We start from the raw sequence: 16,788 nt of genomic DNA on the forward strand, positions 1-16,788 counted from the left end.
AGAAAGAACTCTCATGACAGACGCACTCAAGCGCCTCTCCGACGAAGGCGTCGCGATCTGGCTCGACGACCTGTCGCGCAAGCGGATCACCTCCGGCAACCTGGCCGAGCTGATCGACCGGAGCCAGGTGGTGGGCGTCACGACCAACCCCTCCATCTTCCAGAAGGCGATCTCGTCGGGTGACGGGTACGAGCAGCAGCTCGGCGACCTCGCCGCCCGACGCGTCACGGTCGAGGAGGCCGTCCGCATGATCACGACGGCGGACGTCCGCGACGCCGCCGACATCCTGCGCGCGGTCTTCGACGCGACGGGCGGGCAGGACGGCCGGGTGTCGATCGAGGTCGACCCCCGGCTGGCCCACAACACGGACGCGACGGCTGCCGAGGCCAAGCAGCTCGCGTGGCTGGTGGACCGGCCGAACACGCTCATCAAGATCCCCGCCACCAGGGCGGGCCTTCCGGCGATCACCGAGACGATCGCGCTGGGCATCAGCGTCAACGTCACGCTGATCTTCTCCCTGGAGCGTTACCGCGCGGTCATGGACGCCTACCTGGCGGGCCTGGAGAAGGCGAAGGGTGCCGGCCTGGACATCTCCACGATCCATTCGGTGGCGTCGTTCTTCGTGTCCCGTGTGGACACGGAGATCGACAAGCGCCTCGACGGCATCGGCACCGACGAGGCCAAGGCCCTCAAGGGCAAGGCTGCCCTCGCCAACGCGCGGCTGGCCTACCAGGCGTACGAAGAGACGTTCGCCGGCGAGCGCTGGGCGGCCCTGGAGAAGTCGAAGGCCAACAAGCAGCGTCCGCTGTGGGCCTCGACCGGCGTGAAGGACCCGTCGCTCAAGGACACGCTGTACGTCGACGAACTGGTGGCGCCTGGCACGGTCAACACCATGCCGGAGGCCACCTTGGAGGCGACCGCCGACCACGGTGACATCCACGGCAACGCGGTCGCCGGCACCTATGAGCAGGCGCGCGCCGATCTCGACGCCGTAGAGAAGTTCGGCATCTCCTACGAGGAGGTCGTGGAGCTGCTGGAGAAGGAGGGCGTCGAGAAGTTCGAGGCGTCCTGGAACGAACTCCTCGCATCCACGGAGGCGGAGCTCGGGCGACTCGCCCCTCCCGAGGTGTGAGGAGTTGAAAATGACGTTCTCGTGGGCCTGCGCATGCTCGTGTCCGAAGTCTGGTCGTGGCTCAGCTGCAAGCCGATGACGACGCGGTGAAGTGGCTCCGTGCGGCGGGGCGGGGGAGGGCCGGGCGAGGGGCTCACCAGGCCACGGGGAGCGTGTGGAGTCCCAGGATGACGGCGGTGTGGCGGACGCGGATGTCCTCCAGCGGGCAGGCGGCGCGAAGGCCGGGGAAGGCGCGGAGCAGTTCGGTGAGGGCCACCTGGAGTTCGAGGCGGGCCAGCGTCTGGCCGATGCACTGGTGCATTCCGTAGCCGAACGAGAGGTGACCGCGTACCTCGCGGTGGATGTCCACGCCGTCGCCGCCGGGGCCGGTGAGGAACCTGTCGTCCTGGTTGGCGCGCTTGATTCCGAGGACGACGCCCTCGCCCGCCCTCACCGTCCGTCCGCCCGGCAGGAGCACGTCGGCGAGGGCGACCCGGCCCAGGGCGGTGCGCACGATGGAGTGGTGGCGCAGGAGTTCCTCGACCGCGGGCTTCACGAGCGCGGGGTCCCGGCGCAGGGCGCTCAACTGGTCGGGGTGCTCGAAGAGCGTCAGCACGGACAGCCCGAGCATGTTCGCCGTCGTCTCGTGCCCGGCGATCAGCAGGAGCCGCGCCATCGCGACGACGTCCTCGTCCGTCATCCCGGCCGCCTCCTGCTGTTGGACGGCCGTACTGAGCAGGTCGTCCGCGGGCTCGGTGCGCCGCCTGAGGGCCAGCGTGCGGATGTAGTCACCGAGCGCGGTGAGCGCCGCGGTGGCCTCCTCGGCGGTGCCGTCGGTGCTGAGGAAGGCGCGGCTGTGCTCCTGGAACGCGCCGTGGTCCTCGTAGGGGACTCCGAGCAGTTGGCAGATCACCAGGGAGGGGAGGGGAAGGGCGAACCGGTCGACGAGGTCGACCGGTGGCCCCTCCTCCCGCATGTCCTCGATGAGCCGACGGGTCGCGTCCTCGATGCCCGGACGCATCTTCTCGATGCGCCGCATGGTGAACGAGGGGGTCAGTACGCGCCGCACCCGGCCGTGCTGCGGTGCGTCCATCCGCAGGAACGACAACGCTCCGGGCCGCGGCGGGGCGGGGAGCAGGCAGGGGTATCCGGGGATCTGGTCGTCGGCGGAGAATCGCGGGTCGGTCAGCACCGTCCGCGCGTCGTCGTAGTCGCCTACCAGCCACACACGGGATCCGTCGGGCAGGTCGACCCGTCGGGACGTCGCATCGTCGGCGTCCAGGGAGATGCGCTCCAGGAGCGGTATCAAGGCGGTGGAGGTGCCGGAGTCTTCCACATTTCCTCCTGCTTGGAGGTACGCGGGCGCACGCGATTCGGGCGGCCCCGCGGACAGCAAAGCAGGGGAGACCTGCGGCGTGAAGCCTGCCGGAGGGGCGCATTACGGGACGTTTCCGCAGGAGCCCGTGCGCCCCTCGCCCCTCGCCCCTCGCCCCTCGCTCCGGACCAGGAGGGGCGGCCGTTGATCACGTACCGGCGGGCGCCGGCGCTGGGGCCCCTCGCCGGGGCCGGCGCCCGCCGCCCCGGAGGGCCGGGGCGGCGGAGCGGAGCGAACCGGATCGCGGCGGTTCTCAGAGGGAGCCGACGACCTTGCGCGGGGTGATGCGGACGACGACGCGTTCGCTGTCTCCCGCGGACGAGGGGTTGAAGTCGGCGTAGTCCTTGCCGGTGTACTTGCGGGAGAGGTCGTTGATCAGCTCCTGCCCGCCCTCCGTGGTGAGCTCCGCAGTGCCGCGCACCTCGGCGTAGGTGTAGGGGGCGTTGTGCGGGTTGATGAGCACCGTGACGCGCGGATCGCGGCGCAGGTTCTTCTCCTTGCGGCGCCCGACGGTGGTGGAGAACAGCAGGTCGTCGCCGTCGCGACCGAGCCACGTGACGGACACCTGGGGGCTGCCGTCGGGCTGGATCGTCGCGACGGAGGCGAAGACCGGGGTGTCGTCGATGAGCTTTCTGAGGTCGTCGGAGAGCGCAGTCGGCACGTCGGGTTCCTTTCCTGGGGGTGCCGCTCCCCTCGGGCGAGCGGCGCGGACAACTCTGGTGGGTCGTTGCACTCGGGGCGAACGGGGCGCCGCCCCGCTCCGGTCAGCCGGCGGTACGCAGACTCCGCGTGTGCTCCCGGACCTGCGCCGGCGTCAGGTACATGTCGATGTCCTCGAACTCCCGCAGCGCGGGCGGCTTCGCGGACTGGAAACCGGTACGGACGAAGTCGTCCCCGGCCACCGCGTTCAGCAGCCAGTTGGTCATCACCCGGGTCTTGGCCACGTTCGTGCGCAGCGCCGACCAGTGGTATCCCCGGGCCACCGCCTGGGCCGGGAGCCCGCGCAGCGGGATGCCCAGCGGCTTGGACACGGCGTCGGTGCCACCGAGGTCGACGACCAGGCCGAGGTCCTTGTGCACGTACGACCGCAGCGACTGCCCGCGCAGCGAGGCGATCACGTTGTCGGCCAGGACGCGCCCCTGACGCAACGCGTGCTGCGCGGTCGGCGGGCAGATGGCCCCGGTCCCGCCCTTGGCCAGGTCCGGGACGGCGGCGGCGTCGCCCAGGGCGAACACGCCCTGCGCCTGCGCCACCGTCATCTGCGGAGTCACCACCAGCCGCCCCCGCTCGGTCTCCGCGTCCATCGTCCCGATCAGCGGACTCGCCGCGACACCGGCCGTCCAGATCAGGGTCCGGGTCGCCAGGGTCCGCCCGTCGGTCAGCGTCACCTCCTGCGGCCCCGCCTTGGCGACGCTGACCCCCAGCGACACCTGGATACCGCGGCGCTGCAAAATCTCCAGCGCCGCGCGGCCCAGGGAGTCGCCCAGCTCGGGCATCAGCTTGGGCGCCATGTCCAGGAGATGCCAGCTGATCTGCCGGGCGTCCAGCCTCGGGTACCGCTTCACCGCATGGTGCGTCAGCCGCTGGAGGCACGCGGCGGTCTCGGTGCCCGCGTATCCGCCGCCGACCACGACGAAGCACAGCCGGGCCGCCCGCTCGGCATCGTCCTGGCTGGCGTCCGCGAGGTCGAGCTGGGCGATGACGTGGTCCCGCAGGTACGCGGCCTCGGCGAGAGTCTTCATGCCCCGCGCGTGCTCCAGGAGCCCCGGGATGTCGAAGGTGCGGGTGACGCTGCCGGGCGCCAGCACGAGGTGGTCGTAGGCCTGGTCGATCACCTCGCCGGTGATCTTGCGGACGATGACGACCTTGGCCTTGGTGTCGACGCCGATCGCCGTTCCTGGAACGATGCGCGTACGGTGCCGGCTGCTGCGGCGCAGGGACACGGCGATGGACTGCGGGGTCAGGACGCCGGAGGCCACCTGGGGGAGGAGGGGCAGGTACAACTGGTAGGAGTTCGGAGTGACCACGCAGATGTCGGCCTCGCCGGGGGACAGGCTGCGTTCCAGGCGGCGTACGCATTCCACGCCTGCGAAGCCCGCGCCCACCACGAGGATCCTCGGTCGCGTCACGGTTTCGTCCTTTCTGAGGTCCACCAGGTCCTGTGCACGCCTGCCCAGTCCGCGGCGGTGTGCACCTGCGGGGCCCTGGAGGAGTCGCCGGGGAACCACCCGCGCACCATATGTGGGAAATCGGGCGCAACGGGGAAGGCGAAACGGGAACGACAGCCAAGCCAGCCGCACGGCGGCAGACGGGTAGGTAATCTCCGTGCTCATCGACCTCACCGGAAAGACGGCACTGGTCACCGGATCGACCCAGGGCATCGGCGCGGCCATCGCCTCGGGCCTGGCCGCCGCAGGCGCCCGGGTGGCCGTCAACGGCCGCCGCAGGGAATCCGTCGACGAGGCCGTGAAGCGGCTGGGCGAGGCCGGCGGCGAGCTGTTCGCCGCACCCGGCGACATCTCCACCGACGAGGGCGCCGCGGCCGTCTTCCGGGCCGTCCCGCACGCCGACATCCTGATCAACAGCCTCGGCGTCTTCGGCCCGCGGCCGGCCCTGGAGATCGACGACGACGAGTGGCGCCGCTTCTTCGAGATGAACGTGCTCACCGCCATCCGGATGACGCGGCACTACCTGCCGGGGATGGTCGAGCGCTTCTGGGGCCGGATCCTGAACATCGCGAGCGATTCGGCGGTGGTCATCCCGGCCGAGATGATCCACTACGGCATGTCCAAGACGGCGCTGCTCGCGGTGGCCCGGGGATTCGCGAAGGAAGCCGCCGGAACGGGCGTGACCGTCAACTCCGTCATCGCCGGCCCCACGCACACGGGCGGGGTGGAGGACTTCGTGTACGAGCTGGTCGACCGGAACCTCCCCTGGGAGGAGGCGCAGCGCGAGTTCATGCGCCTGCACCGTCCGCAGTCGCTGCTGCGCCGGCTGATCGAGCCGGAGGAGATCGCGAACATGGTCGTCTACCTCAGCTCCCCCTTCGCCTCGGCGACCACGGGCGGAGCGCTCCGCGCGGACGGCGGCTACGTGGACTCGATCCTGCCGTAGGCCGTCTCTCTCCAGCCAGGTGTGCGGCAGTGCGCCGAGCGGCCTGCCCGAGATCCGCAGAGGTCGAACCGGCCGATCGCGAGAGTGGCAAGGTGGCCGGCCCGCGGCTGGAGCTCCGCGGTGCCGTCGGCGATCGCCCCGGCCACCCGGGCGACGTCAGCGGGGTGGTACGTGCGCCACTTCGTCTCACCCCAAGTGGAGCGCGATGCATGGAGGTTGTTGCGGACTCCATTGGCATTCGCGGTGGCGTACAGGCAGGTCGCCCGGATGGTCGGCCAGGCTCGGGCCAGCTGCCTCTCGGCCAACCAGGCGACGTGCTCCGGTTCGGCTGCTGTCACGGGCGCACCTGCTCCCGGCTCGCAAGCAGTCTCTCCCCGCTCCGGCCGGATAGGCAACACCCTCTTCTCATCACCTACTGGCGGACGCTCTCAGTGGTGGCGCGTTTCCACGGCCCCGCGGCCGAGTTCACCTCGGACGCCTTGGCCCAGTACAGCTTGCCGTCCAAGCCCAGAGCGACGAGTACACCGCCGGCTCCGGCCGGGGCGCCCGCGATGAGCAGTTCGGCGGTGGCCCACCGGGTCCGGCCGCTGCCGACCGAGGCAGTGCCGAGCGAGCCGTTGGGGCCGCGGCCGGCGATGGCCTGACCGCAGAGGCCGACGGCGCCGTAGCCGCCGACTCCGCCCAGGTCGACGACGACCGGACGCGCGGAGCCGTCGAGCACGGCCGTCTGCACGGCGCCGGAATCGGGCTTGCGGAAGAACACCCGGATCCCGTCACCGTCGGCGCATACGGACAGCCCGGCGACCGTGCTCGCGGGCAACCCGCTAGGTGTGGGCCGCTTCGGCATGGCGGCTCCCGGCTTCGGCTGTGCCCAGGTCAGCACGGACTCCGGAGTGGCGACGACGACGTGGACACATCCGCTGCTGTCGGTCGTGGCGACCGGGTCGCCGTGCAGGCCGCTGCCGTCCAAGTCGATCCAGTCCGACCACTGCCCGGAGAGGGTCTGCTCGATCGCGTACAGCCTGAGATCTCCGCCGCGTACGAACACGGTGAGCTGCCCCGAGCCGTCCACGGCGGGCGCAGGGGCCGACAGGTCGGACAGGGAGGTGGTGCCGCTGCGCGTCGGCGTACCGAGTGACCGGAACGGACCGAACTCGCCTCCGGGCCGTTGCTGTACGGCTGTCACGACGTCACGGCGGTACTCGGCGCCCTTGCCGAGGTGGGTGCGGATGCCGAACACCGCGATGCGTCCGTCGCGTAGCAGCGCCGAGGTGACTCCGGTGTCGAGCGGCCCGTCCGCCGCCACCAACTTCGGCCCGCTCCAAAAGCCCTCCTCGCCGCGCGTCTTGTGCCAGACGGCAAGTTTCTGGTCGAGCACGCCCATGGCCCACAGGCTGCCGTCCTTGCCCATCTGCAGCCAACTCGTGGAGTTGGCGCGGGAGTACCGGATGGACTGGGCCCAGTTGTTGCCGTAGGGGCGATCGGACACCTTGCGGTCTCCGCAGCCGGCCGGGCTGTTGCAGTAGTTGTCGTTCGGGTCCATCCACGCGTAGGTCTTCACCGTGTCCGCCTTCGCGTCCGCGACGGCCTTGTCGAGAGCGTGCGGCAGATAACTGGTGTTGTAGCCGAGGTAGGTCTGGACGGTGAAGCTCGGGCGGTCCGTAGCTACGGCGTACTTCCGCAGCGCGGCCTGGGCGAAGCGCGCGCTGAAGACGTGGTCCTGATGGTCGACGATCTGGTGCTTCGCGCCCTCTCGGGCCGGGCTGGGGTCCAGGGTGCGCACGTGAGTGGGGCGAAACTGCCGCATGAGCGTCACGAGTGCCGCGACGAGCTGGTCCTTCGTATAACTGACCGGTTTGGCGGGCGTGTTGGAGGTGAGGATCGGCTCCAAGGCGGTGGTCTCGCCGTTCCACAGACCGCGCAAGCTGTGCGGCACGTTCTTGTACATCTCGCGGGCCTCGCGCATCTGCATCCAGACCAGGCTGATCTGAGGCTGTGCCCGGAGGGTGTCCAACTCGGCAGTGCCGCCGTCGCCGGTGGATATGGAGGTGCGGATCCAGGGGCTGGTCTTGTCACCGGTCGCCATCTGGGCGTACGCCGCGCGTATGCCGTTCTGCCGGGCCTCGGCGTACCGCGCCCGGTTGGTGGGCGGCATGGGGTGGCCCGGTGTCTCGTGCCCGGGAGCGTTCACACCGTCGGCCTCCCCGGACGTCACGTACACGGACACCATGGGCCGGCCGGAGCGTATCGAGTGGTCCGTGTCCGGGTTCATGAAGAACAGGTCGTCGTCCGGGTGCGCGACGATCTGCATCACGGACTCGCGGCTCTCGGCGTGCGTGGTCGGTCCGTCGGAGCCGTCCTTGCCGCCTTCCCCGCCCGCATCACCCGATCTGGAAGCGAACACCCTGCCGCCGATCATCGCCACGGCGGCTGCGGACCCGATCAGGAAGGTCCTGCGCGATGGCGCGGGACGTTGATGCCTGGCCCCCATGTACGTGCCCTTTCACTGCGGCAGCCCGAGGCGGCGTCGAACCGCAGCAACGAGCCGAGCCCGGTCGCCAATGCTCGACCAGGGGCCGGATGCTTTTGGAGTCCGCCCCATTATGCGGGTGTTTAATACCTATCCGGCCGGATGCTACCGAGGAGGGAGTTTCTGCCCAGGGGGCCCGGACACCCTTTGTTTGGGGGGTGTTGGGCTCGTCAATGGCGTGATCGGCGGCCTCGGGCGTAAGCGCGTGTGGTGCGTGCCATAGGGCAATTCGTCCCAATGGCTGAGGCGGACAGCCTCCAGCGCGGTCTTGGCGATGTGTCCGGCGCTGTCGTGGATGGGGGTGACGGCGGCTTGTCGGCGCTGGCGGCCGGGGGGCTTAGGTCCTTCGAGGTCGTGACTTTCGGCTTGTTGGATGCCGTCGGCGCAGTGATGGGGTCGTATCCATGGCCTGCCGATCCGTCCACTTCTTCAGCCAGGTATTAATTCCTCATTTTCGGGACTATTGGGAGGGAAGGCCGCCCTGTTTGAGGAGTTCCGTGGATCAGCCAGAACCGGACCGACACGGCGGTCGTGAACGCGGGAGGGGCGGCCGCGGAATTGCAGGGGGCCCCACCCCGGCCCCCTGACAGGGAGTGAGGACGCGGCTCTGGAGTTGCCCTTCTCTTCGACCGTCGGCGAGGCAGGCGGACGACCTCGCCGGGGCGTGTTCGCGCCCTGCCTATGATCGGAGGGCGAAGGGCACAGGCGGGACGAGAGCTGAGGACGCGGACGTGACACACCGTCGCTACGGTTTGATGATTGCGGCCGTGACAGCTGCGGCCGTGCTGGCCGGTTGTCAGAGCGGCGGTGCGACACCGCTGAGTCTGAGCGGGCTTACCGAGACCGCGGACTCCATGGACCCCAAGGGGGCGGACGCCTGCCCGCTCTCCTACGACATTGCCAAGGCGGCGAAGGCCGCCGGTCTGGAGGGCGAGGCCCGGCCGGGGCACGCGGACGGCGGTGACGAGCCGGTCGCTAGCGCCGAAGGCGGGAAGCGGGCCCGGCCCGAGGAGGCGCTGGCGCAGAATCCCGGGGCCCTGGTGAGTTGCGATTTCCTCATCGGCCGGGAGGACGTCGTGGTGCACACCGCTGCGACGCGAGACCGGCAGGCGATCAACCCCCTCGCCCCGGTGATCCAGCAGCGGGCGGGGATGGACCTCGAAGCCCTGACCGCCTACCTGAAGCAGGCCGGAGATGCCGCAGCCGGCAAGCCGGTCGTCGCCGCGAGCGGGAACCTCGCCGCCGTGCGGCTGAAGCTCGACGGTGAGGGCGACGCTTTCCTGGTCGTCGCGGTCGGGGACAGCCCCGGTGCGCAGGACAGCGGGCGCGTCAGCGCCCTGGCGAAGGCGCTCGCCGGCCAGGTGCAGTAACCGGCCGGGTGCACGGGGCCGCCGAGGCCTGATACCCGGACGGCCGGCCCGGAGGAAACCCGAGCCGGCCTCGGTGTGCGGCGTGCGGACGGGCTACGAGCCGTACGCCTCGAGTTCCGACAGCTGGCCGGCGGGCCAGCCGGTGTTGCCGGTGAAGGTCAGGCGCAGATGGCGGACGCCGGACGCGGGAAGGGTGACGGTGACCGTGTTGGATCCCTCCGTGAAGGTGTAGGTGGCGGAGGCCTTCAGCGTCGACCAGGCCGCGTTGTCGGTGGATCCGAGTACGGAGAGGGTCTGGGTGCGGGTTCCCCAGGAGGCGGGGAGTTTCAGCACCAGTCGTCCGACGGTCTGCGTGGCGCCGAGGTCGACGCTGAGCGACTGCGGGAAGACGTTGTTGTTGCTCTCCCAGTAGCTGCCGGCGTTCCCGTCGGTGACGTTGCCGGCCACGTAGCCCTGGGTGTGGGTCGTGTCGGTGGCGCTCTTGCCCTGCGCGAGGTTGGTGCCGGCCGGCGGGGTCGTCGGCGGCGGGGTGGTCGGCGGGGCCGTCGGGCCGCCGTCGGCCGCGTAGACCTCGAACTCGGAGATCTGTCCGGCCGCCCAGCCGGTGTTGCCGGTGACGTTCAGCCGGACGTAGCGGACGTTGGCCGCGTCCAGGGTGATCGATGCGGCGTTGCCGGAGGCGGGGTTGAAGGTGACGCCCGCTGCGGCGCGCAGCGTGGACCAGGCGGCGTTGTCGGTGGAGCCGAGCACTGCGAGGTTCTCGGTGCGCGTGGCCCAGTCGGCGGAGGGCGGCAGCTTGAGGGTGATCTTGCCGATCTGCTTGGTCTCGCCGAGGTCCACCGTCAGGGTCTGCGGGAAGGAATTGCCGTTGCTCTCCCAGTAGGTGGAGGCGTTGCCGTCGACGGCGTTGGACGCCGAGAACGACTGCACGGCCGAGGAAGCGGTGGCCGGCCGGCCCTGGGCGAGGTTGCCGTTCGGCGGAGTGGTCGGCGGAGTGGTGGGAGGCGTGGTCGGGGGTGTCGTGGGCGGGGTGGTCGGGGGTGTGGTGGGAGGCGTCGTCGGATCGCTGGGCACGCCGCCGTTCGTCCACACCGGCGCGGGCCACAGGCCGGAGCACGTCTGTCCGGTGTTCCAGCCGGAGTTGCCGCCGCCGTCGGTGATCTGGAGGCCGGTGCCGATGCAGTTGTGGATCGGGGTCGCCGACTGGGCGATGTTCTTGGCGGTGACCTGGGTGAACTTCGCGGCGAGGTTGGACTGCGCCTGGATGGCGTAGGTCCCGGCCCCGTCGATGTTGATGTTGGTGAACTCCACCCCGCTGATGGGGCCCTCGATCGAATGGATCGCCGCGTACGAGGAGTCCAGGATGTCCGTGTCGGAGATTTTGATGCTGGCGCCCTGCACGCCCTCGTTCAGGCCGGAGAACCAGATCGCGCCGACCCCGAAGTTCCAGTTGAAGTCGCTGTTCCCGGTGCGGATGAGGGTGTTGCGCGCGGCGGTGATGGTGCCGGCGACCGCGGTGCCCTTGCCGGAGTCGACCCCCGGGTAGCGGTTGGCGATGTGCAGGCCGCCGCCGTTGCTGATGGTGTCGGACATGACGTTGTCCGAGATGGTGAAGTCCCTGCCGCCGTAGGTGACGATGTTGTTCGCCAGGATCGGCAGGACGACCGTGTTGTGGTCGAAGCTGATGTTGGTGTTCGGCTTGTCCTGGGGCCAGGATGCAAGGCCGTCGTCACCCGCGTTGCGCACGAAAGTGTTGGTGACGCGGGAATTCGTGACACCGGTGTGGAAGTTCACGCCGTCCGCCGTCATGTCGAGGAAACGGCTGTTCTGGATGGTGAAGTGGTCCATCGGGCCGTCCATCCAGGCGGCGACCTTCACGTGCTGGATCCAGAGGTTGTCCACCGTGGAGTTGGACATCGCCCCACCCACGGCGTTGACCTGGTCGTCGTCGATCCGCTCGCCGATGTCGCCGATGATCGCGAAGTCTTTGAGGGTGACGTTCTTGCTCGGTCCGTTCGCCTCGTGCGACCGGACCGGGCCGGTGTAGCCCCCGCCGGGGACGTACTTGCCGTAGAAGCCGGCGGCGCGGTTGCGGTTCACCGGGTCGCGCCCGCCGAAGACCGTGTGCCAGGGGCCCGCACCTTGGACGGTGACCCCGTCCACGACGACGTGGTCGTAGAGGGTGTAGGTGCCCGGCGGGACGTAGACGGTCTTGCCCTGGGCCTGTCCCGCGTTGACGGCAGCCTGCATGCGGGCCGTCGAATCGGTGCCACCGGTCGGGTCCGCGCCGAAGTCGGCGACGGCGTCGAGCGCCCCGGCCGGCTTGCCGGCGGCCGGGGCGACCTGCTCGAAGTCGGCCAGGTCGATGGTGAAGGCGGGGGACTGGGCGGTCGAGGTCACCTGTACGCGGATCTTGGTGCCGGCGGGGTAGGTGGAGCCCAGCAGGGTGCGGGACTCGTCGTAGAAGTGGTGCGGGTTGGTGTCACCCGGGTTGTTGTTGAAGGGGTAACCGCCGTAGTACCAGCTGTACTTGGAGGTGACGGGAAGGTTCTTCACGGACTGCCCGTTCGCCCGGACGTCCAGCGTCGCGTCGCGCCCCTTCCCGTCGCCGGTGTCCGGGAGGCTGTAGCGCAGGGACATCGCGTTGGCGGGCTTGGTCAGAGTGAACTCGACGTACTGGCCGACCGCGTTCAGTGTCACCGCCTGCCGGCCGGATGCCTCCGACGGGAGCCGCCCGTAGAGCCGGTCGGGGCCGATGAAGGTGCCGTTGGTGGCCGCGTACTCGGCCTCCAGCTCGGTGAACGGCACGCTCGCGCCCCGCCCGGCTATGCCGATCGGCGAGGGTGCGGGCACCCCGGCGGCGTGCGCCGCGGGGGCGGCGCCGAAGCTCAGGGCGGTCAGGGCCGCGGTTCCGGTGAGGGCCAGGGCGAGGAAGACGGCGCTGGCCCGCCGTCTGAGGAAGCGGACTTGCTCGGGCGTCGGGGGAGGGCTTTGTGGCGACTGGGGCACGGGCACGCACGTCCTTGCGGCTCGATCGGCGGGGAGCGGAAGTGACTCAACGCGGGACGCTACGACTCCACATGGAGAAAGTCTATGAGCTGGCGCAAGAAACAGACGCGACTCTGCAATAAGCCTCTATCGACGGTCTTCGTTGCCCCCGCCGGACGCCGGCGACGTGCAGCACGGCCCCCGCACCCTCGTAGCCGCGAGGTGTCGTCATCGGATCCCGCCCCCGACCATGGCGCTGGGCAACGTCCGGCCGGGCGCCGTCCAGGTGAGCGGGGAGGGGAAGACATGCTGCGGTATCCACGCGGACTGCGGGCCGTGGTGCTGATGTGCGTGGCGGGACTGGTGCTGGCGGGCGCGCCCGCCTCGGCCGCGACCGGGGCCGGAGCCGGGGCCCGAGCGGCGACCGCCGCGGCGAAGCCGTCGTTCCAGCTGCCGTTCCCGTGCGGTACGACATGGGAGATGCACACCTGGGCCCACAACCCCGCGCTGGACATGGTGGTGGAGGGCAACACCGGCTCCGACGGCCTGCCCGTCCAGGCGTCAGCCGCCGGCACGGTGTCCGCCACCTACTGGAACAACGGCTCCGGCAATACGATCCAGATCAGCCACGGCAACGGATGGTTCACGGCGTACTACCACCTGAAGGACGACCCGGCGGCCTACGTGAAGAAGGGCGACCCGGTCCTGCCGTCCACCCGGATCGGCCGGATCGGCACCTCGGGCGCCTCGGGCTGGGCCCACCTGCACTACGAGCAGCGCTACCTGGCCACGGGTGGCGACTTCACCGACGAGAGCAACCGGGTGCCCGTCCACTTCGACGGCGTGGAGTACGCCGGGCCCTCGAAGGACTGGACGGGCGTCACCAGCCGCAACTGCACCGGCGTACCGCCCGCTTGGCAGGACTGTCCGTCCGGGTACGTGTGCTTCTATTCGGGCGCCGACGGCACCGGTACGGTCTGTCGCTCCGCCGGGAACGAGCCCAACAGCACCTGCGGCCTGCGCAAGTCCTTCTTCAACAACGGTACGGCCGACCCCGGTTACGACCACATACAGGTCAACTTCGCGGAAGGCGGCAGCACCTGCCTGCACTACGGCTGGAGCGAGGGGCGCGGGAATCTGCCCACCGGCGGCCGGACCGTCCAGAGCTTCCAATGGCGCGGCGAGTGCTGAGAACGCGCCGCCGTTACAGGACTGATTGATTCCGCTGGCTAACCTTCCTCCGGCACTCTGGGGGAAGGAAACGGCGTGTACAGCATCATCGTGGTTCCGGGGCCCACCATGTCCCCGGCCGCACAGATCCGCCTGGCACCGGGGCAGACCCTCCGGTTCGGACGCGGAAACGAAGGCGACGGAGGCCTGCACGTACCGCACGCCGGCGTCTCGCGCTCGGCGGGGGAGATCACCGCCACCGGTACGTACTGGTCGCTCAGCAACCTCAGCCGCTCGTCGACCTACGTGGTGGAGAACCCCGAGGGCGCCGGAGAGCACATCAAGATCGCGCCCGGAAGACTGGGCGCACCCGTCCCGTTCGAGTTCGCCCGGATCGTCCTGCCGGCCGGCTCCGAACTGCTCACCCTGGACGTCTGGGCACCCCGCCACGACTACGCCGACCGGAACGAGACCGGCGAGCCCGGCGGGGAGCCGACCGTGCTCTCCTTTCCGCTCGACCGCTCCAGCCGGTACTTCCTGGTCCTCACCGCGCTCTGTGAGTCACGGCTGCGCGGCGAACCGCACGCACCGTCGCCCACCGTCGAGCAGGTCGTCGAACGGCTCAAGCCGCACTGGACCGCCGCGAACCGCGCCGCCGTGCAGTGGAACATCGACTACCTCGCGGTCAAGCTCCGCCTCAAGCCCGGCCCCGACACGGCGGACCCGGGACCGCGACTGGTCGGCAAGAAGGAGACCCTGGTCTCGCTCGCCCTGCGCTTCGACCTGGTCGGCGAGGACGACCTGGCCGCCCTGCCGGCCTCCGCCTCCCCGCCGGGTAGCGCACGTTGACCGGGCGGGCGGGCCATTTAGGAGCCCTCGAGATCCCGGCGGGCTACAGGATCGGGCCCTGGATCGCCGGCCGTCTGCTGGGCGCCGGTGCCTTCGGCAGCGTGTACGCGGCCGTGCGCGCCGTTCCCGAACCCGGGCTGCCCGGCCGGGCCGCGCTCAAAGTCCTGCCGACCGGCACCCGCACCCCGCGCCAGCTGCGCCACCTGAGCGAGCTCGCCGATCGCGAGACCGAGGTGCTGCGCCGGGTGCGCACGCCCCGGCTGATCCGGATGTACGAGGTGCTCACGGTCGACGACCCCGGCCGTCCCGAACTCGACGGCGCCACCGTGCTCGTCCTGGAGGAGGCGAAGGGGTCCCTCGACGCCATGCTGGCCCGGGGAGTGCCGGCTGCGGGTCCCGCCCTCCTCGCCCAGGTCTGCGAGGGGCTCGACCAACTGCACCGGGCAGGCTGGGTGCACGGCGACCTCAAGCCCGGGAACGTCCTGCTGATGCCCGACGGTTCGGCGCGGCTCGGCGACTTCAACATGGCGGCGGAACTGGAGGGAACCCACGCGTACGCGCCGGCCTTCGCGACGCCCGACTACACCCCGCCTGACCTGCTCTGGTCGGAGGTCGGCGAACGCGGGATGAAGATCCGCCCGACGGCCGACATCTGGGCCTTCGGCGTACTCGCCCACGTCGTCCTGACGGGCACGCTGCCGCTGCCCGGCGGCACGCCCGCCGCCCGCCGGGACGCGGCGCTGCGCTACGCCAGGGGCGACGAGGAACTCCGACTGTCGCCGGAACTGCCGGAGCCCTGGCGGGACATCGTCCGCGACTGCCTGGCGCGGCGACACGAGGACCGGGCCGGGCACACCGCGGCGTCGCTGTGGTGCCGGGCGCAGGAGGCGGCCGACGGCCGGGCCGACCGGACGTACGTACGACCGGTCCCGTGCGACCCGGAGCGGCGAAGCTCCGCACCGCAAACCTCCGCACCGCAAACCCCCCTATCGCAAACCCCCATCCCGCAAGGCCCGGTACCACGCAGTGCCGAACGTGGTTCCGAACCTCGCGCCGCCGGGTCACGGCGCCGCCGTCGCGTGCTGATCGCGGCCGGGGCGGCCGCGCTCACGGGCCTGGGAGTCGTGTGGGGCTCGGGTCTGCTGCCCCTCGCGGGAGCCTCGGCAGCGGGGTACGACCGGTGCCGGCGCGGGGCCGTCTGCTTCTTCGCGGAAGAGAACGGGCGGGGCGAAATATGCTCCTGGGTCGACGGGGACGCCGACTGGACCGACACGCTGGGCCCCTGCCCGTGGACGGCGCGCCGCGCGCCGCGCTCGGTCTACAACAACGGGTTCGACCTTGCGGAGGGAGCGGCCAAGGTCGACGTCCTCTACTACGCGCAGGCGGGCGAGCGCGAGCGGCTGGGCTGCGTGGAGGTACACACAAGGGCGAACCTCACCGGCGCGGACCTGCCGCGCTCCCACGCCTGGGTCCCGAACTGCTGACCGCCCCGGGCAGTACCTCGTACCTGCGAGGTACTGCCCGGCAGGCACCTCCGAGACTCTTGAGGCACATCACACCGCTCTGACAAGGGGTTCACGATGCGCGTCAAGCGTTCCATCCTCGGCATGGCCGGCGTCTGCGCAATGCTGTCCGCGGCAGCCTTCACCACCGGGTCGGCCCAGGCCGCCGTCCCCTCGGGCCAGGCCGCGGCAGCAAGCCGCGTCCTGGTCGCCCCGGCCGCGCCCGCGGCCGCCCAGTCGGCGTCCCTCGTGGCAGCCGCCTCCCCGGGCATCTCGCCGTGGGCCGCCAGTGGCCACGTGTCGCCGGGCGGCAGCTACGGCTGCGCCAGCGGGAACCTGTGCACCCTCGTCTGGGACCCGACGACATCGGACTGGAAGATCTTCTACCTCAACGCCTGCCACCGGTACTCGGTGTCCAACTGGGACGGCAACGGGTTCTACTTCGACGCCCAGACCGGCGGGGTCACCTCCTACCTGTACGGCTCGAACGGCGGCGAGCTGAGCCACTTCCAGCCCGGAGGCGGGCAGGTCGGCGTGAACTGGTCGCCGGTGTACTCCATCAAGAACTGCTGACGGGCCACCCCACGCGAGCCCACCCCCACGCGGGCCCGGCCCCGGTCGAAATCGACCGGGGCCGGGCCCGTTCTGACAGGCGGCGGCACTCTGGTCGTCGACATGGCCCACAGGGCCGCCGGGCATCGGCCGGTGTCAGACCGGGGCGGCAACTGGCGTCAGGGAACAGAGGAGTTGACCGAAGTCCTCGTCGAAGTGCTTCGACT

Annotated in this window: 13 protein-coding genes; 7 read left to right on the forward strand and 6 right to left on the reverse strand. The window is 70.5% G+C overall.

Annotated features, from left to right (window positions below; all coding sequences use genetic code 11):
• Positions 1-13: 13 nt before the first annotated feature.
• Positions 14-1,132, forward strand: a complete 1,119-nt coding sequence (tal, locus tag OTB20_RS03745; protein WP_267815154.1) for a transaldolase — start codon at positions 14-16, stop codon at positions 1,130-1,132.
• Between the two features lie 133 nt (positions 1,133-1,265).
• Here the strand turns inward: tal and OTB20_RS03750 are convergent, their stop codons facing one another.
• From OTB20_RS03750 to OTB20_RS03760, 3 genes are all read right to left on the reverse strand, one after another.
• Positions 1,266-2,447, reverse strand: coding sequence for a cytochrome P450 (locus tag OTB20_RS03750; RefSeq protein WP_267815155.1), 1,182 nt, complete (start codon positions 2,445-2,447; stop codon positions 1,266-1,268).
• Between the two features lie 292 nt (positions 2,448-2,739).
• Positions 2,740-3,147 carry a PPOX class F420-dependent oxidoreductase gene (locus tag OTB20_RS03755; protein WP_267815156.1) on the reverse strand — a complete coding sequence of 136 codons (408 nt, stop codon included), beginning with the start codon at positions 3,145-3,147 and terminating at the stop codon, positions 2,740-2,742.
• Positions 3,148-3,250: 103 nt separating this feature from the next.
• Positions 3,251-4,615, reverse strand: a complete 1,365-nt coding sequence (locus OTB20_RS03760; protein WP_267815157.1) for an NAD(P)/FAD-dependent oxidoreductase — start codon at positions 4,613-4,615, stop codon at positions 3,251-3,253.
• Between the two features lie 196 nt (positions 4,616-4,811).
• On the opposite strand from OTB20_RS03760, the gene OTB20_RS03765 reads away from it, so the two are divergent.
• Positions 4,812-5,600 carry an SDR family NAD(P)-dependent oxidoreductase gene (locus OTB20_RS03765; protein ID WP_267815158.1) on the forward strand — a complete coding sequence of 263 codons (789 nt, stop codon included), beginning with the start codon at positions 4,812-4,814 and terminating at the stop codon, positions 5,598-5,600.
• On the opposite strand, the gene OTB20_RS03770 is transcribed toward OTB20_RS03765, so the two are convergent.
• On the reverse strand, positions 5,576-5,938 hold the full coding sequence (locus tag OTB20_RS03770; protein ID WP_267815159.1) for a hypothetical protein: 363 nt from the start codon (positions 5,936-5,938) through the stop codon (positions 5,576-5,578). The genes OTB20_RS03765 and OTB20_RS03770 overlap by 25 nt on opposite strands.
• Before the next feature lie 74 nt (positions 5,939-6,012).
• The gene (locus tag OTB20_RS03775; protein ID WP_267815160.1) at positions 6,013-8,004 is read right to left on the reverse strand and encodes a PIG-L family deacetylase; all 1,992 of its coding nucleotides are present in this window, start codon (positions 8,002-8,004) and stop codon (positions 6,013-6,015) included.
• Between the two features lie 893 nt (positions 8,005-8,897).
• On the opposite strand from OTB20_RS03775, the gene OTB20_RS03780 reads away from it, so the two are divergent.
• Positions 8,898-9,500 carry a hypothetical protein gene (locus OTB20_RS03780; protein WP_267815161.1) on the forward strand — a complete coding sequence of 201 codons (603 nt, stop codon included), beginning with the start codon at positions 8,898-8,900 and terminating at the stop codon, positions 9,498-9,500.
• Positions 9,501-9,593: 93 nt separating this feature from the next.
• Here OTB20_RS03780 and OTB20_RS03785 read toward each other — a convergent pair whose 3' ends face one another.
• The gene (locus tag OTB20_RS03785) at positions 9,594-12,509 is read right to left on the reverse strand and encodes a discoidin domain-containing protein (protein WP_267815162.1); all 2,916 of its coding nucleotides are present in this window, start codon (positions 12,507-12,509) and stop codon (positions 9,594-9,596) included.
• 285 nt (positions 12,510-12,794) lie between these two features.
• Here OTB20_RS03785 and OTB20_RS03790 point away from each other — a divergent pair, with 285 nt between their 5' ends.
• The 4 genes from OTB20_RS03790 to OTB20_RS03805 all read left to right on the forward strand — a co-directional run bounded on the left by OTB20_RS03790 (position 12,795) and on the right by OTB20_RS03805 (position 16,582).
• Positions 12,795-13,679: a peptidoglycan DD-metalloendopeptidase family protein gene (locus OTB20_RS03790; RefSeq protein WP_267815163.1), complete on the forward strand. Its 885-nt coding sequence runs from the start codon at positions 12,795-12,797 to the stop codon at positions 13,677-13,679.
• A 75-nt stretch (positions 13,680-13,754) separates the two neighbouring features.
• On the forward strand, positions 13,755-14,507 hold the full coding sequence (locus OTB20_RS03795) for an FHA domain-containing protein (RefSeq protein ID WP_267815164.1): 753 nt from the start codon (positions 13,755-13,757) through the stop codon (positions 14,505-14,507).
• Complete coding sequence (locus tag OTB20_RS03800) at positions 14,504-15,991, forward strand: serine/threonine-protein kinase (RefSeq protein ID WP_267815165.1); 1,488 nt, start codon at positions 14,504-14,506, stop codon at positions 15,989-15,991. Before OTB20_RS03795 ends, OTB20_RS03800 begins: the two co-directional genes overlap by 4 nt.
• A gap of 96 nt (positions 15,992-16,087) precedes the next feature.
• A complete protein-coding gene (locus OTB20_RS03805) occupies positions 16,088-16,582 on the forward strand; it encodes a hypothetical protein (protein ID WP_267815166.1) in 495 nt (164 codons plus the stop codon).
• The last annotated feature ends 206 nt before the right edge of the window (positions 16,583-16,788 follow it).

The organism is Streptomyces sp. H27-H1 (assembly GCF_026627445.1).
Taxonomy (GTDB): domain Bacteria; phylum Actinomycetota; class Actinomycetes; order Streptomycetales; family Streptomycetaceae; genus Streptomyces.

Bases quoted from the DNA above. Each gene is read 5' to 3' on its own strand.
- OTB20_RS03805 (WP_267815166.1), top strand. From the start codon at position 16,088: ATGCGCGTCAAGCGTTCCATCCTCGGCATGGCCGGCGTCTGCGCAATG.
- OTB20_RS03790 (WP_267815163.1), top strand. From the start codon at position 12,795: ATGCTGCGGTATCCACGCGGACTGCGGGCCGTGGTGCTGATGTGCGTG.
- tal (WP_267815154.1), top strand. From the start codon at position 14: ATGACAGACGCACTCAAGCGCCTCTCCGACGAAGGCGTCGCGATCTGG.